General features: G+C 34.1%; 23 protein-coding genes, 1 pseudogene and 1 riboswitch. All 24 genes and pseudogenes read right to left on the bottom strand.

What is annotated here, in order from left to right; all coding sequences use genetic code 11:
* Window positions 1–770: pseudogene (locus tag RT412_RS03505) on the bottom strand (ABC transporter permease); the annotation flags it as partial.
* A gap of 9 nt (window positions 771–779) precedes the next feature.
* Window positions 780–1,700: an ABC transporter permease gene (locus RT412_RS03500; protein ID WP_313343477.1), complete on the bottom strand. Its 921-nt coding sequence runs from the start codon at window positions 1,698–1,700 to the stop codon at window positions 780–782.
* 55 nt (window positions 1,701–1,755) lie between these two features.
* Entirely contained in the window at window positions 1,756–2,817 is a 1,062-nt protein-coding gene (locus RT412_RS03495) for a Xaa-Pro peptidase family protein (protein ID WP_313343480.1), read from the bottom strand.
* Between the two features lie 99 nt (window positions 2,818–2,916).
* A complete protein-coding gene (locus RT412_RS03490; protein ID WP_313343483.1) occupies window positions 2,917–4,599 on the bottom strand; it encodes a peptide ABC transporter substrate-binding protein in 1,683 nt (560 codons plus the stop codon).
* A 235-nt stretch (window positions 4,600–4,834) separates the two neighbouring features.
* Complete coding sequence (rpoN, locus tag RT412_RS03485; protein ID WP_313343485.1) at window positions 4,835–6,241, bottom strand: RNA polymerase factor sigma-54; 1,407 nt, start codon at window positions 6,239–6,241, stop codon at window positions 4,835–4,837.
* Window positions 6,242–6,426: 185 nt separating this feature from the next.
* Entirely contained in the window at window positions 6,427–7,599 is a 1,173-nt protein-coding gene (gene grdD / locus RT412_RS03480) for a glycine/sarcosine/betaine reductase complex component C subunit alpha (protein WP_313343488.1), read from the bottom strand.
* 8 nt (window positions 7,600–7,607) lie between these two features.
* The gene (gene grdC, locus RT412_RS03475; protein ID WP_313343491.1) at window positions 7,608–9,140 is read right to left on the bottom strand and encodes a glycine/sarcosine/betaine reductase complex component C subunit beta; all 1,533 of its coding nucleotides are present in this window, start codon (window positions 9,138–9,140) and stop codon (window positions 7,608–7,610) included.
* 122 nt (window positions 9,141–9,262) lie between these two features.
* The gene (grdA, locus tag RT412_RS03470; RefSeq protein ID WP_313343494.1) at window positions 9,263–9,736 is read right to left on the bottom strand and encodes a glycine/sarcosine/betaine reductase complex selenoprotein A; all 474 of its coding nucleotides are present in this window, start codon (window positions 9,734–9,736) and stop codon (window positions 9,263–9,265) included.
* 73 nt (window positions 9,737–9,809) lie between these two features.
* Window positions 9,810–10,127 (bottom strand): thioredoxin TrxA, encoded by a 318-nt coding sequence (locus RT412_RS03465; protein WP_313343497.1) that lies wholly within the window; start codon window positions 10,125–10,127, stop codon window positions 9,810–9,812.
* Window positions 10,128–10,137: 10 nt separating this feature from the next.
* Complete coding sequence (trxB, locus tag RT412_RS03460) at window positions 10,138–11,073, bottom strand: thioredoxin-disulfide reductase (RefSeq protein ID WP_313343500.1); 936 nt, start codon at window positions 11,071–11,073, stop codon at window positions 10,138–10,140.
* A 272-nt stretch (window positions 11,074–11,345) separates the two neighbouring features.
* On the bottom strand, window positions 11,346–12,650 hold the full coding sequence (gene grdB, locus RT412_RS03455) for a glycine reductase complex selenoprotein B (RefSeq protein ID WP_313343503.1): 1,305 nt from the start codon (window positions 12,648–12,650) through the stop codon (window positions 11,346–11,348).
* 15 nt (window positions 12,651–12,665) lie between these two features.
* A complete protein-coding gene (locus RT412_RS03450; RefSeq protein WP_313343506.1) occupies window positions 12,666–13,946 on the bottom strand; it encodes a glycine/sarcosine/betaine reductase component B subunit in 1,281 nt (426 codons plus the stop codon).
* Window positions 13,947–13,981: 35 nt separating this feature from the next.
* Window positions 13,982–14,341: a GrdX family protein gene (locus tag RT412_RS03445; RefSeq protein ID WP_313343509.1), complete on the bottom strand. Its 360-nt coding sequence runs from the start codon at window positions 14,339–14,341 to the stop codon at window positions 13,982–13,984.
* Between the two features lie 223 nt (window positions 14,342–14,564).
* Window positions 14,565–14,675, bottom strand: a riboswitch (glycine riboswitch).
* A 58-nt stretch (window positions 14,676–14,733) separates the two neighbouring features.
* On the bottom strand, window positions 14,734–16,359 hold the full coding sequence (locus RT412_RS03440; RefSeq protein ID WP_313343511.1) for a Na/Pi cotransporter family protein: 1,626 nt from the start codon (window positions 16,357–16,359) through the stop codon (window positions 14,734–14,736).
* A gap of 8 nt (window positions 16,360–16,367) precedes the next feature.
* The gene (trmL, locus tag RT412_RS03435; protein WP_313343514.1) at window positions 16,368–16,838 is read right to left on the bottom strand and encodes a tRNA (uridine(34)/cytosine(34)/5-carboxymethylaminomethyluridine(34)-2'-O)-methyltransferase TrmL; all 471 of its coding nucleotides are present in this window, start codon (window positions 16,836–16,838) and stop codon (window positions 16,368–16,370) included.
* Between the two features lie 180 nt (window positions 16,839–17,018).
* Window positions 17,019–17,660: an endonuclease III gene (nth, locus tag RT412_RS03430; protein ID WP_398438823.1), complete on the bottom strand. Its 642-nt coding sequence runs from the start codon at window positions 17,658–17,660 to the stop codon at window positions 17,019–17,021.
* The gene (locus tag RT412_RS03425) at window positions 17,657–17,938 is read right to left on the bottom strand and encodes a DUF503 domain-containing protein (protein ID WP_313343520.1); all 282 of its coding nucleotides are present in this window, start codon (window positions 17,936–17,938) and stop codon (window positions 17,657–17,659) included. Before RT412_RS03425 ends, nth begins: the two co-directional genes overlap by 4 nt.
* Window positions 17,935–19,023, bottom strand: a complete 1,089-nt coding sequence (gene queG, locus RT412_RS03420) for a tRNA epoxyqueuosine(34) reductase QueG (RefSeq protein ID WP_313343522.1) — start codon at window positions 19,021–19,023, stop codon at window positions 17,935–17,937. Before queG ends, RT412_RS03425 begins: the two co-directional genes overlap by 4 nt.
* A gap of 158 nt (window positions 19,024–19,181) precedes the next feature.
* Window positions 19,182–19,730, bottom strand: a complete 549-nt coding sequence (locus RT412_RS03415; protein ID WP_313343525.1) for a 2-oxoacid:acceptor oxidoreductase family protein — start codon at window positions 19,728–19,730, stop codon at window positions 19,182–19,184.
* Window position 19,731: 1 nt separating this feature from the next.
* Window positions 19,732–20,478, bottom strand: a complete 747-nt coding sequence (locus RT412_RS03410; protein ID WP_313343528.1) for a thiamine pyrophosphate-dependent enzyme — start codon at window positions 20,476–20,478, stop codon at window positions 19,732–19,734.
* A complete protein-coding gene (locus RT412_RS03405; protein ID WP_313343531.1) occupies window positions 20,478–21,539 on the bottom strand; it encodes a 3-methyl-2-oxobutanoate dehydrogenase subunit VorB in 1,062 nt (353 codons plus the stop codon). Before RT412_RS03405 ends, RT412_RS03410 begins: the two co-directional genes overlap by 1 nt.
* Window positions 21,540–21,567: 28 nt before the next feature.
* A complete protein-coding gene (locus tag RT412_RS03400; protein WP_313343534.1) occupies window positions 21,568–21,783 on the bottom strand; it encodes a 4Fe-4S binding protein in 216 nt (71 codons plus the stop codon).
* Between the two features lie 16 nt (window positions 21,784–21,799).
* A complete protein-coding gene (locus tag RT412_RS03395; RefSeq protein WP_313343536.1) occupies window positions 21,800–22,474 on the bottom strand; it encodes an ATP-binding protein in 675 nt (224 codons plus the stop codon).
* Window positions 22,475–22,500: 26 nt separating this feature from the next.
* Window positions 22,501–23,568: a butyrate kinase gene (buk, locus tag RT412_RS03390; protein ID WP_313343539.1), complete on the bottom strand. Its 1,068-nt coding sequence runs from the start codon at window positions 23,566–23,568 to the stop codon at window positions 22,501–22,503.
* Window position 23,569: the final 1 nt, after the last annotated feature.

Raw genomic sequence — 23,569 nt, 5'->3', positions numbered from 1 at the left:
GGTGGTGCAACACCAAGACCTATATAGCTTAGAAAAGCTTCGCTGAATATTGCTCTTGGAACCGACATAGTAAGATTAGTAATAATTAAACCCATTATATTAGGAATTATATGTTTTATTATTATGGAAAAATCCGAAACTCCAAGAACCTTCGCTGCACATACAAAATCTTGTTCTTTTAACCTTAAAACTTCGCCTCTTACGAATCTTGCGGTCCCGATCCATCCTACAATAATCATTGCAATAATTAATGAGGTAATCCCTTGACCTAAAACAACCATTATTAAAATAGCTACAATTAAATAAGGAATTCCATAAAGAACATCTATAATTCTCATAATAATTAAATCAGTAGTTCCGCCATAATATCCTGAAATTCCGCCTATTATGCCACCAATAAAAGTATTTATAATGGTAGAGACAAAACCTATAGCAAGAGAAACTCTGGCACCCCTCCAAATTCTTGTCCACAAATCACGTCCTAATTCATCAGTACCAAACCAATGCTCAGAAGAAATAAATTGATTCATCTTTGATGAATTGATTTCCGTATATTTATATTGACTGATAATTGGTCCAAATACTGCTAAAAAAATATAAACTAAAATTATTATTAAACCGGTATAAGCTACTTTATTTTTTTTAATTCTTCTCCATGCATCTTTCCAATATGTTAAATTAGGTCTTGATATGGATTCCATTTTATCTGTATTTTTTCCGATAGTTATAAATTGAGATACACTTAATTCTTGTGAATTATCATTAACCATATAATTAACCTACTTTCCTGTTATTCTTATCCTTGGATCTACTATTCCATATAAAATATCTACAATAAAATTAGCAAATACTAAAAATATACCGTAAAATACAGTCATTCCTAAAATAATAGAATAATCTTGATTTTGTACACTTTGAACATAGTATTTACCCATTCCGGGTATTGTAAAAATTGATTCTATTACAAATGTACCGGTTAACACTGCTGCAACAGTTGGACCTAACACTGTTATTACCGGCATAATAGCATTTCTTACTTGATGCTTATATGTTATTCTGAATTTAGAAATTCCTTTAGATTTTGCGGTTTTAATATAATCCTGCTGTATTACTTCCAACATACTTGCCCTCATTAGTCTTGAAACTAAAGCTAAAGTATAAAATCCTAATCCTATTGAAGGTAAGATTGTGTGGCTTATGCCATGGTATTGAGCAACCGGAAACAATCCCCACTTAATACCGAAAAAATATTGTAATAATGATCCAATAATAAAATCCGGTACTGAAGTTCCTATAATAGCAATTATTACACAGCCAAAGTCCAATATTTTACCTCTGTTTAAGGCAGCAATTATACCCAAAACTAAACCTAAAGATATAGAAAATGACAAAGCTCTCATTCCTAAATCAAAGGAATAAGGAAATGATTCAGCTATAATTTTGTTAACACTTTGATTAACATACTTTATTGAATAACCAAAATCACCCTGAGCTAAATTTTTTATATATGTAAAGTATTGAACTATTAACGGTTTATCAAAACCATAGTATCTTTCTAAATTTGCTCTTATTTCAGGGGTAAGCTTGTCGCTTGTAAAAGGGTCACCCGGCATTAACCTCACTAAAAAAAATACAACTGTTACTAATACTAATATGGTTATGAGAGATATCCACAACCTTTTTAAAATATAATTAGCCATATATTCACCTTTATTTCGTATTTTTAAGAATATAATTTACGCTATTCAGACAATATTAAAGTTCTATTAAATCTCTTGGCGAATTAGTTAAACTTTCATTGCCGTCTTTTAATACTAAAATTTGATCTTCTATTCTTACCCCTCCCCAACCCGGTATGTAAATACCCGGTTCTATTGTAACAACATTGTTTTCTTTTAATATGTCGTTGGATTTGGGACTCATAAATGGTATTTCATGTACATATAAACCAATACCGTGTCCAATTCCGCTATAGTGATAATTATAGTACTCTGTATCCTTTATAACTTCAATAGATGCATTGTAAACCTTTTTAGCACTAACTCCGGCAGCCATTACTTTTTTAGAATCTTCTAACATTCTATTTTCCAAATTATAAACTTCCCTTTGTTTTGCCGTAGCTTTACCAACTATTACGGTCCTTGTCATATCAGATAAATATCCCTTATAGCTGCAACCATAATCCATCAAAACAAAATCACCGTACTCGATTGCTTTATTAGAAGGTATACCATGAAGCAAAGAAGTTCTTTTGCCAGATATCAATATATTGCCATATGGTTTTGTATCTGAACCTTCTATTACCATATAATGTGATAATTTAGAAGCTAACTCTTTTTCTGTTACTCCTATTCTAATGTCCCTTAATATTCTTTCGAAAGCTCTATCAGCAATCTGACATGCCACTCTTAAATTATGTATTTCCTCATGTGTTTTAATAGATCTCAGCTCTTCTATCACACCTGTAATCGGAACAGCTTCAGAATTAATTTTTATTAATTCGCTATAAGTATTGTAATCTACATAATCTCCTTCAAAAGCAAACCGTTTTATATTCATGCCTTCTATAATTTTTTTTAACGTTTCAGGAATGGTCTTACCGATTTCTCTCCAATTGTAAATAATAAAACCCGGACATTCTTGTTCAGCCTGTTCGGTATATCTTGGATCAGTTATAAAATAATTACCTTTCTCAGTGATAAATAAGTACGAATCATCACCTGTATATTGACTTAAATATCTGACATTTTGTAGTTTTGAAATAAATATACCATCAATATTTTGTTCTCTCAAATAATCAAATAAAATGTTTATCATAAATTCACCTTAAATTTAATATGCTATACAATTATACTTCAATTAAAAAGATGATTCTGCTATGCAGAATTCATCTTTTTAATGTTTAGTCTATATTAACTATTCTACAATTTCTGCATAAATATAGTCGTAATTTAATCCAACAAAGTATGTTTCAAATCCTTTGACTTTTGGATTTAAAAGCATTGCCATTCTTCTTAGTTGAAGTGGAACTATTGCGCCATCTTCTAACAATGTTTTTTCGGCATTAAATAGTGCATCCATTCTTTCTTGCGAGTTTGTATTTGTAAGAGCTTCTTCTATGTAAGCATCGTATGCTTCACTATTGTAAGAACCATGGTTATATGGCGAATCAGTAGTCCATAATTCTAAATATGTCATCGGGTCTGAATAATCCGGAACCCATCCTGTTACAACCATTTCAAATTCATGAGCAGATTCCATTTGTAATCTTTGTTTGTAAGGAACCTGTCTGATATTTACTGTTATACCAAGTTCTTGCATTTGACTTTGCAATACTTCTGCCTCAATTCTTGTGCGCTCTTCATCGGTCGTTAATAATTCAAGTACAATTTCAGAAGGACCTTTAACTCCTAATTCACTGATAGCTTTATCTAAATATTCTTTTGCCTTATTTAGATCGCCTTTTACAGGAAATGCTTCATATGGATATTCATCACCATAATCTTTATTTACACCCTTAACCTGTGGTAATACGTATCTCGTATTTGCCTGATATACATTCTTAGCAGATAAAAGAATATAATCTTCACGGTTAAGCGAATAATTTAAGGCCAATCTTAAATTTTTATTTTCTAATTGACTGCTTCCATCCATATTTATCTTAATATAGTCGTTTGCTCCATCAAAATAATATGTAACTTGATCTTCATAATTAGATATAATCTCAGAAGGAACATTAACTTGATCTAATTCTCCCTGTTCATACATTGCAACTGCTGTCATTCGATCAGGTACCGTTAAAACATGAACCTCGTCAAGGTTTATAGCATCTGCATCCCAATAATAAGGATTCTTTTCAAGAATTATTCTATCCTCATGTTTCCATTCCTTTACTATGAAGGGACCACTGTATACGTTTTTATCAGCATCTGCAGAAAAATTCTTACCATATTTCTCTACCAAATCTTTTCTAACAGGGCATAATTGTGACATTGAAGTCATACTTAAAAAATATCCGGTAGGATTATTAATTTCAATTACTAAAGTTTTTTCATCAAGAGCTTTAACTCCTAATTCTTCTACAGGCATATTTCCTGCATTTATTTCTCCTGCATTCTTTATCAATGATGTAACCAAAAATGAATAATCACTTGCAGTAGCAGGATCAACTAATCTTCTTAAGGCATATTCAAAATCATATGCAGTGATTGTAACTCCATCTGACCATTTTGCGTCATCTCTCAAGTAAAATGTATAAGTCTTCCCATCGTCTGAAATTTCATATTTTTCTGCTACACCGGGTTTGATTTCACCGATATGATTACGCATCAATCCATCAAAAATATGAAAACCAACAGTTGCACTCGGTATTGAATTCATAAGCTGTGGGTCTAATGTTGGTACATCTGTTGTTAAAGAATATCTGAATATTTTTCTTGCTGTCTCATTGGTTTCATTACTTGGTACTTCATTGCTTGGTGTTTCACTGTTAGGTGTTTCGTTTGATACAGGTTTATCGTTTTGACCGGGTGTCGTGCATGCTGATAATGATAAAAACAGTGCAATAATTAATAAAATACTTATTATCTTTTTTAACATAATATCCTCCCACTCCCTTGATAACGTTCACAAATTATATCATATCTTGTCCTACGAAAATTGTAAAAAAGTGCTGATATTAAAAAATATTTAGTAAGCTTATTCTCTGGTCTCAATACATCACACTGTACAGCACAAAAAAAGAATATACTTACATTTGTATATTCTTAACTATTGTTTTTCTATCGTTTACCTATTGTTTCAGCTATTACTCGCTATAGTTCTCCTATTGTTTTCAGTATCTTCTTCTCATTGATGATGCGGGTATTCTCATTTCGTCTCTGTATTTGGCAACAGTCCTCCTTGAAATATTTATACCGTTTTCACTTAACATTTCAGCAATTTTTTGATCGCTTAAAGGTTTTTGAGCATTTTCTTCATTAATAAATTTTTGTATTTGTGTTTTAACGCTTGTTGAAGATATACCGTCTCCGTCAGACTCGCTTATACTGCTTGCAAAAAAATATTTCAATTCAAATAAACCTCTTGGTGTTTGAACATACTTACCGTTTGTAGCTCTGCTGACTGTTGACTCATGAACACCTATATCATCAGCCACATCTTTTAAAACCAACGGTTTTAATGCTGTCTTACCTTCATCGAAAAATTTTCTTTGGAATTTTAAAATGGATTCCGTAACCTTGTATAATGTTTTTCTTCTTTGTTCTATACTCTTGATAAGCCACATTGAAGAATTTAATTTATCGGTTAAAAATTTATTTGCTTCCTTGTCATCTAAATCATTAACCACGCTTTTATAATAATTGCTTATTGTAAGAGTCGGTAAGTTATTATCATTAACAATAATTATATATTCGTCATTTATTTTTTCTATGGTTACATCGGGAACTATATATCTTATGTTATCACTGTCAACTATAAATCCTCTTGAGGGCTTTGGTTCAAGCATTTTTATGATATCGCAAATACCTTGAACACGAGATACCGTTATGTGTAAATCCTTCGCTATTTTTTGAATTCTGTTCGCTGCAATATCTTCTAAATAATTTTCTGCGATAATATAAGCATTTTTGTCTTGAATACCTTTTTCTTTAAGTTGAATCATAAGACATTCGCCTAAATTTCTTGCCCCGACCCCAACAGGATCAAAGGTTTGTATTAATCTTAAAACTCTTTCAACCTCAACCACATCTTCATTTAACAATAAACTGATATCCTGTACCGAGCAGCCCAAATAACCTTTTCCGTCAAGAGATTCAACTATAAATTCACCGATTCTTTTTTCTTTATTTGTTTTAACCGACACACCAAGCTGAACCATCAAATGATCTTTAAGAGACATTTTTTTGGATGTATAGCTTTCAAAGGATTGCTTTTCATCAGAATCTATATTTCTTTCATAAGCTTTATAGCTTAGATCATCATATCTTTCAGTAATATCCTTCCAATCTAACTCATCATTTCTCTCTTCTTTTTCATATTTTATCTCAATTTCTTCATTAGAAGAATCTTGATTTTTATTATCAACTGATTCAAGAAAAGGATTTACTTCTAACTGTTTGTATATAAATTCCATTAATTCCACATTATTAAATTGTAATATCTGAATCGCTTGCCTCAATTCAGGTGTCATAATAAGCTTTTGAGTTTGAGTAAGGTTTAATTCAAAACCCATTTTCATAATATCACTCCTCAATATAATATTATATCAAATAATATTAAATTTACAATAAAAAAATGTCATTCTGAATAAAGATAAAAAAAGTCATTCTGAGATAGCCTATGAATCTCAAATAATAATTCGGGATTCTTAGTCTCGCTCAGAATGACATATTTGGTTAGTGGTTAGTCATCTCGCAGTCGGCATCAACAGTCTGTTTTTTCTGCTGCTATAAATTCATTATCTTCAAGAATTTTTATTGCCTCGTCGGTTTTTGCATCATTGACTAAAATTATAGGCCCTGTACAGCCCATGCCGCTTTCCGCATATATATTATTTTTCCACAATATTTTAACCGCATCTTCTAAATCCATAATTTCTATACCTGAAATTTGAGAAGTTACCACAGTCTTTTCAGGAGCTTTTACTTCTTCAGCTTCTTCGGTCTTTTTGAAAACTTTTAAACTGTTTAATATTTCTGTCAGCCCTGCAGTTTTCGCTTTTTCAAATTCTTCCTTAGCTATTTTCATACAATTTCCCTTTACCAAGACAGAAGCAAATTTAATTGCTCCTTCTATTAGCGGTGCACCTGAAGCTCTTGAGATAATTAAAATTAATTTGTCAAAGCCTTCCCCGATGCCGGGTCCGTATCCATAGCCAAGTGATTCAAAATTGCCTCCTGTCGTAAATGATGAGAATATTTTTATCATTAAATTTCCTGTCAAGGAATCCATAACCATTACATCACATGAGCCCATCAAAAGGTCATTTCCTCTCATTACGGCACCGCCGTCTGCTCTTTTAGATGATGCAAAATTTATGTCATAGCCCTGTTTTTTAAGCTTACTTAAAGCTATTTCCGTTTGTCTTGCTCCATCAACGTTCAGTATACCTACTGTCGGATTTTTAATACCGCATGCTTTAGCTGTTATGATACCGTAAATAGCATTTTTAATCATACCTTCAACTTTATCAGTTGATGAAGTACCTGTTGTAGTAGCTATAAACATTTCCTTGCCGGTTCCGGGAGTTATAATTCTACCGACAGTTGATACTCCTATTGGGAATGGATAATGCATCGTGACCGCCGCGTCAACTTCCTTGTTATTAAGCATTTCTTCCATTACCTTGTGTGCTTCATCTTCAGATTTTACTAAGACGGTTTTAACGCCCTCTGCTTCTTTGGTAGCGATAACAGTTGTGTCGGCACCGTTTCTGTTTGCATTTAAAGCAGCTCTGAAAATATTATCTTCACCATGCTCACTGCCTGTTGCAGTAACTAAAACTCTCGGCTTTTGTCCATATTCTCCGCTGATTAATGTATCAGCCAATTGATTGAACACTTTACCGATAATTTGATTTACCTGTTTTTCGGACATGTTACCTCCTACTCAGCCATCAGATTCGAAGCGAAATTCTTTAATGCCTGTGCAATTAATTCTTTTACCTTTTCTTCTGATATAGTTGATTGTGGTTCTGATTTACCTTTATTTGCTTCAATAATAAAGGATACTCCGTCAAATAAATTTGTCATTCTTCCAAGGAACAAGCTGCCTTTTCCTACTATCATGGCATTCTTAATTTTTCCTTCTAATATATCTTGTCTGCAGAAACCTATATATGGAACTCCTGAAGGTATGTGTCCTTGTGTAGGAGCCCATCCCTGCATACCATGCTGTTCTGTAAACGAAGCTAAATCCTTTTTGTCTATATCGCCGCGTTTAACCGCTAAAGCACCTATCATCTTGTAATTTGCCAAGGGAACATCTCCTGCTCCTGCAGGTTTAGTGATATCGGGATTTTGCATTTCGACAGAATATTTGTCAACATCAGTAATCTTCATTCCGGCTTTATCCAGCGATGAAACTAATGAAGTAATAACTGCCTGTGGTGATGAACCGGTTCCAACAGTATGTCTGCCTATTAAATCAAGATTGATTTCAGGATTAATACCGTCATTTTCACTTACCAAGACAGCAAATCCACCAAGCACATCCTCTAATACAGGAAGGCTTTTTTTAACGTGGTCTTTACCGTTCATACCCAGCTTTGCAGTAGCTCCTCCTGCTGAAACCACAACATTTTTAAATACACCTGCCTTAACCAATGCAGCTGCCTCTATCAATGCATGCGTTGGTCCTGCACAGAAACCTCTTGTATCCGAACCTGTTGCATTTACAAATCCGGCAACCTCAGCGCATGCCTTGGCAAAGTTGCCTCCGCCTCTTTGGTTCATATCCCCGCAAGCTTCTTCACAACAATCTATTACATAGTCAATATCTTCTTTGTTTATATTGTTTTTATAAACCAAGTTTAATAAAGCAAGAACATTAGACGCTTTAGAAACAAGGTTTTCATGCATAACATGAGCGTTTAAGTTTACATCAAGATCATGAGCTCGCTTAACACATCCCGCTAATACACCATTGTGGTATAATGGTTCTGCGTGTTCTTCTTCAACATATTTTTTTATAACCGCAGCATCCTCACCTGCTTTAATTCTTTGCAGCAAGCTATCATCAAACAGCGGATGATTTCTTAATTTCTTTTTCGTTTCTTCTAAAAAATTATTTTCAAGTTTTACTAAATCAAATACGTCACACATTTGCATCAAGATAATAAATTCGTCCTGAGGCATGATTTCTCCGTATTTTCCAAACCTATCTGCGTTATCTGAATTTTTATCGTGCCAGGGTTGTTCATATTTTCCTAATTCTTCAGGGACTATATTTCCAATATATGTTTGATTTGGCAGATATCTTACTACTTGTTCAAAAGATCTCAGGTGATCTTTTATCTGTTTTAAATACTCAGAATTTGGATTAACGGTTCTTTCGGTTGTTTGAGTAGTACCGTTATGAATAACCATATCAGGTACATGTACCAATATATAACTGGCACCTTTAATTACACTGTTCATAATAACCTCCGTTATTTGAAATTTGCTTCGCATCTCTGCGAAGCAAATCTATATGTTCTAATTGAGGACATTCCTTTTTCTTCAAAGACTTTCCTGATAACTAAAGGTGTGTCCTCATTCCTCTAAAGATATTTACAATAATCTTTACGTATTGGAGCCATTTCATTAATAATGTCATCAACATCCAATACCATTTCCATCATACTAATTTGTTCATCATAAACCGCTTCATCTATTTCATCTTTTATTTCCGGTTCACATACGTGGAATACTGAGAGTCCTAACTGAACTCCTGTCAATGGACCTGCAAATGTAGGGTCTCCGTTTGTTACGGTTTCTGCAGCAAGACCTGCTGCTTCACCTTCAGCTGCTCCAAGTACAACTACTAAATTTTCAGCACCGTACTTATCTGCAAATTCTTTAACCCTTTTTTGATTTTCCAAATCCATTGCGCCTGCACTAGTTCAGACAAAGCATTCTGTAGATGAAAATACAACTTCAGCGCCGGCAGTTTTTACACATTCTTCTATAGCCGGTCCTGGTATTCCGTCTCTGTCGCCTATTATTATTACTTTTTTTCCTTGTAATAAGCTCATTTATATCCTCCTTATTAATTGTATATTTTAATATATTTTTTCGATGGTTTAACCCAAAGAATCTCATTCAATACTAAATATATTTTTTTATCATTGCTTCTACATTTTCATGAGTAGCATCTTCTTTGATTAGTTCTTCAACTTTTTCTCCATCTTTGTAAATAGCAACTACAGGTAGACCTAATACCTTTTGTCCAATAGCAACTCTTCTTGCTTTAGTAGTATTTAATTTAGTGAATTTAACTTTATCTCCATATTTTTCAGATAGCTCCATCACATGAGGCATCAGAGCTTCACATGGAGCACATCCGTCGCCAAAGAAGTCAACTAATATGTACCCTTCACTTTGTAATACTTCCTGATCAAAATTAGTTTTATCAAGTACTAACATTTCGCACCTCCTATATATTTTCTATATATTTCTCCGCCTGAACTGCTGCTATTGCACCATCTGCTGCTGCAGTAACAACCTGTCTCAAGCCTTTTACTCTGATATCACCCGCTGCATAAACACCATCAATATTAGTTTTCATGCTTTCATCAGTTACAATATAGCCATTTTCTAAATTTAATATACCTTCAAACAATTTAGTTTTCGGCTCATAACCGATAAATACAAATATACCGAATGTACCGTCATCTTCATCTGCAACTACTTCAGTCAATTCACCTGTTTTAACATTTTCTATAACCATGGAATTAACGATTCCGTCACCTTTGATTTCCTTAACTACAGAGTCCCAAATAAAATTTAATTTTGGCTCTGCAAAAGCTTTCTCCTGTATTGATTTAGCTGCTCTTAATTCATTTCTCCTGTGAATTAAAGAAACCTTTCTGGCAAATTTAGTTAAGTATAATGCTTCTTCAACTGCAGTATCACCGCCGCCGACTACAAACACTTCAAAATCTTCGAAAAATGCCGCATCACATGTTGCACAATAAGAAACTCCTTTACCGGTGAATGTTTTTTCGCCGGGACAACCGATTGGTTTTGAAGTAGCTCCGCCTGCAATTATAATTGATTTGCCAACATATTCGCCTTTCTTTCCAACAAGAACTTTTTCCTTGCCTTCAAGTTTAACTTCAACTATTTCGTCATAAACCTTCTCAGCTCCGAAATGTTTGGCTTGTTCGGCCATTCTGTCTACTAACGTAGGTCCGGATTCACCTTCTAAACAGCCGGGATAATTCTCAACTTCAGATGTAAGAACAATTTGTCCTCCATCTTTTTCTTTTTCAATTATCAATGTATTAAGTCTGGCTCTTCCAGCATAAAGACCTGCTGATAGACCTGCCGGACCTGCACCTATAATCAATACGTCATATACCTTGCTCATTTTGCACCTCTCTTCCCTAAAATTTTGTCATATATACATTGTATAACATAAGTATGATTAGGTAAATACTTTTTATAATCATGATTACCAAATCTATTTTATAAGGGCAAGCCTGATTATATCAAGCAATCAGATTTGCCCACAAATATTCAGTCGCATCACAAATTTATTTATTCGCTATCACTCATATAAATTTGGAGCTCGTTGCGAAAGACCTACCAACCAATTCTCAGAAAAAGGACTCTGAGAAATGGGGTTAGGGATTCTTTCTTTTACTTTTCGAATACTGTTTGTTCTGAAACTTCTGTTTCTAATGCTTTTAACGCTTTTGTTAATAAATTTCTTCTGATATCTTTTTCTTCTTCCAATGTTAAGCTTGGATTACCAAGAGGATGAGGAATTGCTATCGTAGGAACTATTCTGTTTGCTCCAACCGTCAACGAAATAGGAACTACCGTACACATATGTACTACAGGGATTCCCGCTCTCTCAATTTCTTTTACCATCGTTGCACCGCAACGCGTACAGGTGCCTCAGGTAGATGTAAGTATAACTGCATCTACTCCATCAGATAATAATTCTTTTGCAAATTCCTCGGCAAAAGCTTTTGAATTTTTAACAGAAGTTCCGTTACCAACTGTTGTATAGAAATATCTGTGAATGCTGCCGATTTTACCTTCTTTTTCAAATTCTCTCAAAACATCAACCGGCAATACTCTGTCCGGGTCTAAATTAGCATATACAGGATCATATCCGCCGTGAGCCGTAGCAAAGTCGGCTTCAGTTAAGTCCATAATACCGTCAATATCATATTTGCCGTATTTTGAAGCGCTTGATGATTCAATATGATTGGGATTTCCTTTTGGAACGATGCCGCCTGATGTAACTAAAGCAATTTTTGCCTTTGTAATATCTTTAACTGCCGGGTTTGGAGCAACTCTATCAAAGTCGGGCATAGGGAATTCTGTTTCAAATTCTTTACCGTTTAACTTTTTAATAAGCATATTAACTGCTCTTCTTGAACCTCTTTCTTTTTCAAAGAAGTTTACTCTCTTGCCATTAGGCATATAACCTTCTTCTGCAGATGCTCCTATTTTTTCTCCCTTTGCTAATTTAATTGCAAGAGGAGCCATTTTTTTAACTGCATCCCTCATACCTGCTGCTGAATTTTTTGTAGAAACAATATATAGACTGTTCTTAAACATATCAGCGCCGGGATTTTCGTGATACATACCGCTAAGTACTGGAATATTTAACTCATCTTTTACAGCTTTGGCAATAGTTCCGCACGCAACTCCGTATCTTCCGGCATTAAATGCAGGACCTGCTATAAATAAATCAGGGCTATATTTTTTAACCATATTTATTATTGTTTGTTTTGCTTCTTCAAGGTTTTCGTTAAAATATGAGTCTCCGCAAATGATAGTAGCAACTATTTCAGCTTCTTCTCCGAATGCCTGTTGGAAAGCAAGACCGGGGCCAACTATACCTTCTCTTACTTCAGCCGGTACATGAGCCATTTCTTCTCCGCCTATATTAGCAAAGAATTGATTTATATAATGAACAACTTTTAGCATTTTTTCTCCTCCTTCCTATCTTGCACTCAATTTGTTGAAGCCCATTTCATTTGTAGCTCCGGTAATTACTTGAAGTTCTGCAGTGATACTTCCGTCTGCATGTAAGCTTCCGTCAAATCCACCTGCAATTATATCTGCAACTTCAGCATAACCGATTACTTTATCCATAGGAGGAAGTTCTATAACTTCATTTGCATTACCGCCTGTTACAACTGCATTAGCACTAACATCGGCATCTGCAAGCGATTGAGAAGATCCGTCTCTGCCTGCATATTCATCAGTTATAATAACTGTCTTAATTCCTTTTGCCTCTATTTTCTTGCAATTCATAATTAAATCTGTATCAGGATTTCCAAAACCTTCTTGTGAAATAATAACTCCGTCAACTCCTAAGAATTCAGCAAACTTAGCACTCCAGTTAGAAGATCTTTCCTTATCTGCAAGATATACATTTTCATTTGTTATAATAACGCCTACAAAATTTAATGTCTTGCCATGCTCAGCAAACAAGTCATGAATTACAGGGTTATTTAAATGATGATATGTAGTATTTTTGTCACATGCAGATACACAGTTACCGCTAACGATTGCTCCGTCCATTAACTCAGTCGGATAAATCATAGTTGTTAATGATTGTTTTGCATCAACACCGTATACATATGTATCGTGTAGTAATCCTTGGCTTTGAAGCATTAAAACATAAGCAACTCTCGGTAATTCAGGATACATTTTAATTCCTTCTACAATTGAAGGTGTTTCGAATGTTTCAACAACATCAGGAGTTAAGCTTCTTGCAAGCTCTCCAAGGTAATTTGCTACCTTGTAGCCGGCAAATCTTAATATTTTTTCATGCTCATGCTGTTTCAATCCATCAATTGGTTCACAAACTAAAACTAAATTATTTAGCTGTGAAAACGGTGTATACTCGGCTCCGGTACCTGTCATATCAATGATACCTTCCTGGAAACCAACTATCTTGCCGGTTGTAACAACAGCGGCACCTTTTAAAACATTAGTTTGTCCGGAACCAACAGTTTCAACCTTATTCACCATACCGGGGAATATTCCTCCCGGTCCTTGCACCTTAACCCTTGGCTCTATAACGTCTTTAACAGGCATTATTCGGATGCTTTCTCCGGGTTTAGCTAATTCAACATCAGCTGATTTGAAATTTTGTTCTTCAAGAATTATTTGCTTTACTTCTTCCTTATTAACATACAGTATTCCATTTTCAACTTTTGATTGAGTTGCAAACTGTATGTCTTTAATAAAGATACTGCCTAATTCTAACTTCAAAGATTTTCACCTCCATAATTTTTTTGCACTTTTAATTATATATCTAACGCGCTTTCAAGCACTGTTAAATCAATTAACTTAAAATCTTCTATTATTTTATCTGTCAAATTTATCAGTTTATCCTTATTAAATTTGTCATATGCAATTATCGAATTTTCAATAATATATACTGATTCAAAATTTAATGTGCCCTTATTTTCTGAAATTATGATAGATTTATAAGGTGTTTCATTTGGTTTTAAACTGCTTGATAACGGATGAGTTAAGAGTTCATGCCCTTCCTGAATCTTGTCCCTGACTTTGATAAGCACGTCCCTGTAACTTCCCTGAATAAACAGCACATTGTAACTATCTTTAAATTTTTGATATACCCAATCATTATTTGTTATTATCATATACCCACCCGTTAAAAATATAACTAATACAGACGTAATAATCCCCTTGCTTATCGGCAAAGACATCCGTCCTTCCTGAATTTTTTTATATAATAAGAATCCCTTTATTATATAAAAAAGCAGCAAGGTGAAATAAAAAATATTCTGCCTGCTGCTCTGTATCAAACCTGAGAGTTTCCTCTGTAATGAGTTGCCCCTACGGTGCTTTCGCTTTTCAGAGATTTGTCAGTATACGGTCCTTTTGCCTGAGAGCATCATCGATAATATGGCTAATATTAACTACTTACTCCTTCGGCGCTGTTAATATTATAACAGTCTCTCCCGCAAACTTCATCCAAACTATTCAATTTTATTTAATTATATATAAAAATATATAAGAAATCAAGTAGTATTTATAACTTTTTTTCATTTTTATCCGTAAAAGCTTCAATTATTGATTCAGCTATATTTGTTGAATGATCGCCTATTCTTTCAAGATTGCTTATGATATCCAAAAAAACTATTCCTGCGCTTGGTTCGCAAACAAAATTATTTAATCTTTCAATATGATTTCTTCTTAAATTTTTATACATTTCATCTATTATATCGTCATTTCCTATTATCTTGTTGCATTCATCACAATCTACAGTTGCAATAGCATTTAAAGTTGATTTATACATCTTCTTTGTTTCTTCAAACATTTCTCTTAGTTCATCATTTGCTTTGTCGGAAAAATTTACTTTGTTTTCAATTTTATACAAAACTAATTCACCTACATTGTCTGCATGATCTCCGATTCTTTCGATATCATTAATAGTATTTAATAATACAACCAATTTATCTTTTTCATAATTAGTTAAAGAAACTTTATCTAATTTTACTAAATATTCAATAGTTTTCTTATTTAATTCATTCACCTTTAATTCAATTTCAAATACCGTATGAGCCGTTTCCTCATTATTTGTAAAAAATGCTTTAATTGCCGTTTCAAACTCTTCAAGAGCTAAGTTGCCTAAATGCAATACTTCCTTTGCAGCTTGTGTTAATGCGATTGACGGAGTAACCAATAACCTGTCATCAATATATTTTGTAACTTGATGTGTTTCACTTCCATCATCTTTTATAATAATCTCCGAAGCTTTGACTAACAGATTTGCAAAAGGCAGCATAATAATTACATTGATTACATTAAAGAATATATGACCTACAGCTATCTCTTGCGGCACATAGTTTGGAACCGTGTTATATATTATCCACTCAACCGGTCCCCTTAAGAATATCATAAACAGTAACGTACCCGAAACATTAAACAGCAAGTGAATTACGGCAGCCCTTTTTGCAGTTTTATTTGCACCTATGCCTGAAAGAAGCGCCGTAACACATGTACCTATATTTTGTCCGAATACTATGGGAAAAGCCTGCTCAAAAGTTATAACACCGGTGGTAGCAACAGCAATTAAAAGTCCTGTGGTAGCACTGCTGCTTTGAAGAATTGCAGTTATAACAAATCCAACAAGTATCCCTAAGTACGGATTATTAAATTTAGTTATAAGTTCTGTAAATATAGGGTTTGATTGCAAAGGCTTCATAGCATCACTCATTAATTTCATGCCTATAAACAGAATACCAAAGCCTATTATTACCTCTGCAATACTTTTTATTTTTTTCTTTTTAGATGCTAAATACATAAGCACGCCGACACCAACCATAAATGTGGCAAATTGTGTTATATTTAATGACACCAAAAAAGCAGTAATTGTAGTACCTATGTTAGCACCCATTATAATTCCTACTGCTTGATTTAAATTCATTAATCCGGCATTTACAAAGCCAACCACCATAACCGTAGTAGCACTGCTGCTCTGAATTACTCCTGTTACTAAAGCGCCTACCAATATACCCATTAATCTGTTTTTTGTCAAGGCAGCTAAAATATCCTTCATTTTACTTCCGGCTGATTTTTGGAGACCATCACCCATGTAACTCATTCCAAACAGGAATAACCCCAAGCCTCCGATTAAACTAATAGCAATATTCATAATTCCTCCTACATCATTTGTGGAAAGCCAAATTGCCTTAAAATCTCGTACATTACTATATTTACCGAGTTCGCCAAATTCAACGATCTTGCATGTTCATCATCTATCATTGGAATTTTAATCCTGTTTTCTTTAAAAGCTGAATGTATATAATCAGGGAGTCCTGCAGTTTCCTTACCGAATAAAATATAGCATCCCTCTGAATATTTAACATCTGTATAAAATCTGCTTTCTTTAGTAGTAGCTATGAAAATTTGTTTATCCTTTATTGTTTTCATAAACTCGTCAAAATTTTCATAATAAGTTATATTTACCAAACTCCAATAATCAAGACCTGCTCTTTTCAAGTACTTGTCCTTTACTGAAAATCCAAGCGGCTTGATTAAATGAAGATTTGAACCCGTAGCAGCGCAAGTTCTTGCAATATTGCCTGTATTTTGAGGTATTTCCGGTTCAAACAGCACTATATTTAATGACATTTTTTTCTCCTGTTTAATAAGAGTTTGCCCGTAGTTCAACGGTTTCAGCGGTTAATTGAACTTCCACTGAAAAAATTAAGTGATGTCCGCAGCCCATAGAGCGCTATAAATTTTAATTAATTATAATTGTAACAAACCAAAAGATATTATATCACTGAATGTATCATTATTAAAGACAAATTATGTGTAATTTTTTACCAATTTTTTACGATAATTACACAATGTTTTTACATTGCATGCTTCACATTTTGGATTTTGCGCTATACATGTTTCACGTCCATGTGTAATCAAAAGGTGGTGCATGAGATGCCATTTATATTTGGGAAGCTTATACATCATTTCATCAGATACTTTATCGGGAGTCGTTGCTGTAGAAAGACCTATTCGCCTTGTTATCCTAAAAACATGCGTATCCACAGGAAAGGCGGGAATTTTAAATGCCTCTACCAATACGACAGAAGCAGTCTTTCTGCCGACGCCTGAAAGTGACATTAAATCTTCCATGTCCTTCGGTACTTCACCATTATGTCTTTCTTTAAGCTCTCTTAGCATTTTGTATATGTTTTTAGATTTACTTTTATAAAGACCGATTCTTTTTATTCTGTCTTCTATTTCTTCCTGTGTTAATTCTAAAAAACTGTCCAAATCAGGATATTGTTTGTACAAATCTTCAGTAACCTGATTAACGCTTTTATCTGTTGCTTGTGCGCTTAACATCGTAGAAACCAACAATTGAAATGGAGTTTCATAATCAAGTCCGCATTTTGCATGCGGGTATGCTTCTTTTAATAATTCATACACTTTATCTGCCTTAGTCATCACATAACCTCCATTATATGATTAATTATTTCAACTCTTTCATCATTATCTATAAAATCAATTATTTTAATTATCATTGATTCACATAACGCCTTTTTGTTTGAAACAACTGCAACACCAATAATGGACCTGTTCCACAAATCATTGTAGTCCACTTCTGCCGCAGATGCATTGAATCGTGCTTTAATTCTTTCTATTATACTTTTTATAACGTGTCTTTTTTCCTTCAAAGAATTTGCTTCATATATAATAAGTTCAATTTCACATGTTCCGACAATCATAATCTAAGCTCCATTAACTTCATATATTCTTGTTTAATTTTATCATCTTCATATTTAAGCTTGTTATTCAATACATCACGTGCATTTTCTTTTTTTAATTTTATCAGGGACCATGCAGCATATATTTTTATTAATTCAGAAGGGTTGTCTAATTCTTCCTTTACGGTATCATACATCGATAATAACTGCAAATTACCGATTGTAACAAGTCCGTTTCTTTTCCAAACATTTTTACCCCTCCAGCTGCCGGACAATGCTCCATACTTTTTTACAAAATCTTTATTGCTGATATGCATTAATTCCTTTAAATTTATTAAAAGGTCAGTATATTCATTTTTTGTTACTTTTTCTGAATTTAATCTGTTTTTTGGACATACAATCTGGCAAACATCACAGCCATAAATTTGATTGTACATATTCTTCCTATAATCAACAGGAATATAATTTTTCGTCTGTGTTAAATAAGATACACATTTTTTTGAATTTAAACCACCCTCTTTAAAGATTGCATTATTAGGGCAGCTTTTAATACATATATCGCATTCTCCGCAAATATCTGTGTTAATTGCTTTCGGGTTCTCAATATCCAAATCAGTCAGGAGATATCCAAGATTTATAAAAGAACCGTAGCTGTCATTTATCAGTAAAGTATTCTTACCGTAGCTTCCTAACTGAGCATTTTTACAAATTTCTTTGTCAATTAACGGTGATGTATCAACACATATAACATACTCAAAGCGTTTATACTTTTTAATTTCTTCAGCCAAATGATATAAAATACCGTTTAATTCTTTATGATAGTCTGTTCCGTATGAAGACACACTTAATAATCCCATATCCTTCGTTACAGGTTTTTTATAACCTAAAGCATAGGGTATACCTATTGCAATAATACTTTTACACTCAGGAAATACATTTCTTACATCTAATCTTTTGTTAATTTCCTTCTCTTCATATTCACTATTATATTCTTTATCTATTCTGTTAAGCAGCAAATCCTTTAAATATCCATAGTCCAACACCGATGTAAAGCCAATAATATCTATTCCCATGGAATTTGCTGTTTCAGTTATTTTTTGTTTCATATCTTTTTCTTTCTAATTAAAGTAGTTTTATATATTATACCATATACAAATAAAAATTAAAATACGCAGATGACCCAAATCTTTGATTTGGCGTCAGTCGCTTATGCTGTAAGTGCAATAAAAAGCCCCTTTCAGGTAATCCTGAAAGGGGCTTTTTATTATACAGTAGTCTTTACTGCTTCTGAACCTTTTAACAATGCTTCTTTATTAAGTGGTACTAAGTGAGATTTTTCTTCACCGAATACTTTAACAAATGCTTTAAGCACTGACTCTGTTTCTATCATTTTAGCTAATTCAAGATACGCACCAAGCATAACCATGTTAGCTACCTTGGCATTTCCTAATTCCATTGCTAATTCATTAGCATTTACATAGTATACATCTATGTCTGTTCTTGTTGGTTTCATGTCTATTAATGATTTGTTTATAATTAATTTTCCGCCGGGAACCAATTCCTTTTCAAATTTTGTCATTGAAGGCAGGTTCATAACTATAGCGGCAGTACCGTCCTTTGATATAAGTGGTGAACCAACTTCCTCATCAGATACAACCACTGCACAGTTAGCGGTACCTCCTCTCATTTCAGGACCATAAGAAGGCATCCAAGTTACATTTCTATTTTCAAGCATTCCTGCATATGCCAATAATTTACCGATAGCCATTATACCTTGACCACCGAATCCGGCCATTATTATTTTTTGCTCCATACTACTTACCCTCCTCAAAATTTCTGAAGTTTCCTAACGGATAATATGGAATCATATTATCTTTCAACCAATCCAACGCTTTAACAGGAGTTAATCCCCAGTTTGTAGGACATGTTGACAATACTTCAACTATTGCAAAGCCTTCTCCTTTAATTTGACATTCGAAAGCTCTTTTTATTGCTTTTTTGGCCTTTCTGATATTTGCTGGAGTATCTACGGATACTCTTTCTACAAATTTAGCTCCGTCTATAGTTGCCAACATTTCTGCTATTCTTATTGGTTTACCGCTTAGAGCTTCATCTCTTCCTAAAGGTGATGTAGTAGTTTTTTGTCCGACTAACGTTGTTGGAGCCATTTGTCCGCCTGTCATACCATATATAGCGTTATTAACGAAAATTGTCGTAATTTTTTCACCTCTGTGAGCTACATGTACTATTTCACCGGCACCGATTGATGCTAAGTCTCCGTCTCCTTGATACGAGAATACAACTTTGTCCGGATGAACTCTTTTAATACCTGTTGCTACAGCCGGAGCTCTACCGTGAGCAGCTTCCTGCATATCACAATTGAAATATTTATAAGCCAATACTGAACATCCAACAGGAGCAACTCCGATTGCATCGTCTAATACTCCTAATTCAACCAAAGATTCTGCAACTAATTTATGAATAACTCCATGAGTACATCCCGGGCAGTAGTGAAAAGGAACATCTGTTAAGCCCTTTGATTTTTCATATACCATTGTCATTATTTTGTACCTCCTGCTATTTTTTCAATATCCGCCAATATATTAGCCGGCGTAGGAACCATACCGCCTTGTGTTCCATTGAAATAAACAGGTAATCTTCCGGCAATAGCGATTTTAACGTCATCTATCATTTGTCCCGCACTCATTTCAACAGTAAGTATACCCTTAGCGTTATTTCCTATAGTTTTAAAAGCATCATTCGGAAATGGCCATAATGTTATTGGTCTTATTATTCCGACTTTTATACCTTTTGCTTCGGCTTGTTTCATAGCTGTTTTAACTATTCTTGATGTAGTACCGTATGCAACTAAAACAACTTCAGCTTCTTCCAAACCATAAGCTTCGTATAATACTTCATTTTCTTCCATTAATTTATATTTAGTTTCTAATCTTTTATTATGTGCCTGTAATTCTTCGGCTTGTAAGAATAATGAGTTAACGACATTAGGTTGTCTTTTTCCGCCTGTACCTACAGTTGCCCAATCTTTCTCAGGTAAATCAATTGGTGCCGGATCTTTAAATTCAACAGCTTCCATCATTTGTCCAATCATACCGTCTGCAACTATTAAAACAGGATTTCTGTAATAATCAGCTTTATCAAATCCCAACATAACTAAATCAACTATTTCCTGTATACTTGAAGGTGCATAGCAAAGTGTTCTGTAGTCACCGTTTCCGCCGCCTCTTGTTGATTGGAAATAATCTGCCTGTCCAGGTTGAATACTACCGAGTCCCGGACCCCCTCTCATCATATTAACTATAACACATGGAACTTCTGCTCCTGCAATATACGTAATACCTTCTTGTTTTAAAGAAAGTCCGGGGCTTGATGAAGCAGTCATTACTCTTGCTCCTGCTCCGCCTGCTCCATAAACCATATTTATTGCTGCTACTTCGCTTTCTGCCTGTAAAAATACTCCGCCAGCTTCAGGCAATGCTTTTGACATATATTCCGGAATTTCACTTGATGGAGTTATAGGATAACCAAAAAAATATTTGCAGCCGGCTTTTATAGCTGCAGCTCCAACAGCTTCATTACCTTTCATTAATACCTTAGACATATTTTAACCTCCAATATTATAATCTTTATTATAATCTTTCTACTGTAATTACAGAATCTGGACACATAATTGCACAGTTTCCGCATGCAATGCATTTTTCTTGATCAATTACATAAGCGGGACTGTATCCTTTGTTGTTTATTTTTTCTTTATTAAGCTTGATTATTTTTGTAGGACATACAGTCACACAAAGCTCACAACCCTTGCATGCATCATCAATAAATGTAACCTTACCTTTAGCCATTATAATACCTCCATTCTTAACTCATCCATTCTTCCCTCATATAAAGATTTATGGGGAATAATTTTTCTAAAATTTCTTTATTTGTTATTTGTAAAGCTGTATCTTTGATACAAGCTTCATACCTAATTGGAATATCAGTTTCCCAAGAAACCTTCTTGGTCAGTTCATGACCAAATTCAACATCTTCTACAGTTGTATCCTTCAATAAATGTGTATTATTTATTAAACCGGAAATTTTTAATTTAGATGTTGCTTCAATTAATTTCAAATATTTAAGAACGCCTTCAACCGTACTGGTTTCAGGTCTTCTGCCGTTAATTACGAAAAACATATCGTATTCAACATTTTTGATTTGTTCCGCATACCTTGCAAGCACTCTTGCACCTACAGGATCTCCTCCTACATCAAGAACCGATTTACTGTTCGGATTTAATATAACACCCATCATCTCAGCAGGAAGTGCCGGTATATCTACAGCCGTGTTTCTTATGCTGGAGTCATATACTTTAACACCTATACTTTCAAAAAATTCTCTTTTTTCTCTTGATCTGAAATAAGGATTCACTATATCTAAATCGGCAATATTTACATTATCAAATTGTTCTTTCATTTTTACTGCATAATTAACTGCAAATTCTGACTTACCGCTTCCATAGTGCCCTATAATTATTACTAACCTTTTATCATGCATATTAACCCTCCTTCCGAAGCCATATGCTATTTATATTGCTTTGCTGCTTCTTCCTTATTCAGAACTCTTAAGCCGCCCTGAGCCAATGCCAACAACTCATCTTCTCCGGGGTAAGCAATAACTTCAGCAATGAATTTAACTTTATTTTCTATCATTTTAACAAAATTATTATCATAAGCGATACCGCCCGTAACCAATATTGCATCAACTTCTCCGTCAAGAACTACTGCATATTCTCCGATTGCCTTTGCAATCTGATATGCCATTGCTTTGTATACCAATTTAGCTTTTTCATCTCCCGCTTCTGCTCTGTCACTTACTTCCTTAGCATTGTTAGTTCCTAAAAGTGCGCTTAAGCCGCCTTTGCCAACAATCATTTTTTTGATTTCAGGCTCAGTATATTGACCGCTAAAGCACGTTTTCACCAATTGATCAACCGGTAGCGATCCGGATCTTTCAGGAGAAAACGGACCTTCTCCGTTTAAAGCATTGTTTACATCAATTACTCTGCCCTTTTTATGAGCGCCTACGGAAATTCCGCCTCCTAAGTGAGCTACTACGAAATTCATATCTTCATATTTCTTGTTGAATTTTTCTGCTGCTGCTCTTCGTGCAACTGCCTTTTGATTTAAAGCATGCCATATGCTTAATCTTTCGAAATTCGGATGTCCGCTTATTCTTGCAACATCATCCATTTCATCAACGACAACAGGGTCAACTATAAATGCCGGGATATTTACTTCTTCTGCTATGGAACGGGCAATCAATCCACCTAAATTTGAAGCATGCTCGCCCATTTTACTTATTTTTAAATCTTCAGCCAATTTATCATTAACTAAATAGGTACCGCCTTCGATTGGCTTTAACAAGCCGCCTCTTCCTACAACAGCATCTAATGATTCAGCTGCAATATTATTTTCCTTCAATGCTTCTAAAATCAAATTTTTTCTGAATTCAAACTGATCTGCAACCTTAGCGTATACACCTAACTCTTCATTAGAATGTCTTAATGTTTTTTCAAATACTGATTTTTCATCTTCAAAAACGGCTATTTTTGTAGATGTTGAACCGGGATTAATAATTAATTGTTTCATT

This window comes from Sedimentibacter sp. (genome assembly GCF_032080165.1).
GTDB lineage: Bacteria > Bacillota > Clostridia > Tissierellales > Sedimentibacteraceae > Sedimentibacter.
This window is presented reverse-complemented; position numbering and strand designations above follow the sequence as displayed.

Excerpts from the sequence above, each read along its gene's own strand:
- RT412_RS03500 (WP_313343477.1), bottom strand. The coding sequence starts at position 1,700 with ATGGCTAATTATATTTTAAAAAGGTTGTGGATATCTCTCATAACCATA.
- RT412_RS03495 (WP_313343480.1), bottom strand. The coding sequence starts at position 2,817 with ATGATAAACATTTTATTTGATTATTTGAGAGAACAAAATATTGATGGT.
- RT412_RS03490 (WP_313343483.1), bottom strand. The coding sequence starts at position 4,599 with ATGTTAAAAAAGATAATAAGTATTTTATTAATTATTGCACTGTTTTTA.
- rpoN (WP_313343485.1), bottom strand. The coding sequence starts at position 6,241 with ATGAAAATGGGTTTTGAATTAAACCTTACTCAAACTCAAAAGCTTATT.
- grdD (WP_313343488.1), bottom strand. The coding sequence starts at position 7,599 with ATGTCCGAAAAACAGGTAAATCAAATTATCGGTAAAGTGTTCAATCAA.
- grdC (WP_313343491.1), bottom strand. The coding sequence starts at position 9,140 with ATGAACAGTGTAATTAAAGGTGCCAGTTATATATTGGTACATGTACCT.
- RT412_RS03465 (WP_313343497.1), bottom strand. The coding sequence starts at position 10,127 with ATGTTAGTACTTGATAAAACTAATTTTGATCAGGAAGTATTACAAAGT.
- trxB (WP_313343500.1), bottom strand. The coding sequence starts at position 11,073 with ATGAGCAAGGTATATGACGTATTGATTATAGGTGCAGGTCCGGCAGGT.
- RT412_RS03445 (WP_313343509.1), bottom strand. The coding sequence starts at position 14,341 with ATGATAATAACAAATAATGATTGGGTATATCAAAAATTTAAAGATAGT.
- RT412_RS03440 (WP_313343511.1), bottom strand. The coding sequence starts at position 16,359 with ATGAATATTGCTATTAGTTTAATCGGAGGCTTGGGGTTATTCCTGTTT.
- trmL (WP_313343514.1), bottom strand. The coding sequence starts at position 16,838 with ATGTCATTAAATATAGTGCTGTTTGAACCGGAAATACCTCAAAATACA.
- RT412_RS03425 (WP_313343520.1), bottom strand. The coding sequence starts at position 17,938 with ATGATTGTCGGAACATGTGAAATTGAACTTATTATATATGAAGCAAAT.
- queG (WP_313343522.1), bottom strand. The coding sequence starts at position 19,023 with ATGAAACAAAAAATAACTGAAACAGCAAATTCCATGGGAATAGATATT.
- RT412_RS03415 (WP_313343525.1), bottom strand. The coding sequence starts at position 19,730 with ATGGAGCAAAAAATAATAATGGCCGGATTCGGTGGTCAAGGTATAATG.
- RT412_RS03410 (WP_313343528.1), bottom strand. The coding sequence starts at position 20,478 with ATGACAATGGTATATGAAAAATCAAAGGGCTTAACAGATGTTCCTTTT.
- RT412_RS03405 (WP_313343531.1), bottom strand. The coding sequence starts at position 21,539 with ATGTCTAAGGTATTAATGAAAGGTAATGAAGCTGTTGGAGCTGCAGCT.
- RT412_RS03400 (WP_313343534.1), bottom strand. The coding sequence starts at position 21,783 with ATGGCTAAAGGTAAGGTTACATTTATTGATGATGCATGCAAGGGTTGT.
- RT412_RS03395 (WP_313343536.1), bottom strand. The coding sequence starts at position 22,474 with ATGCATGATAAAAGGTTAGTAATAATTATAGGGCACTATGGAAGCGGT.
- buk (WP_313343539.1), bottom strand. The coding sequence starts at position 23,568 with ATGAAACAATTAATTATTAATCCCGGTTCAACATCTACAAAAATAGCC.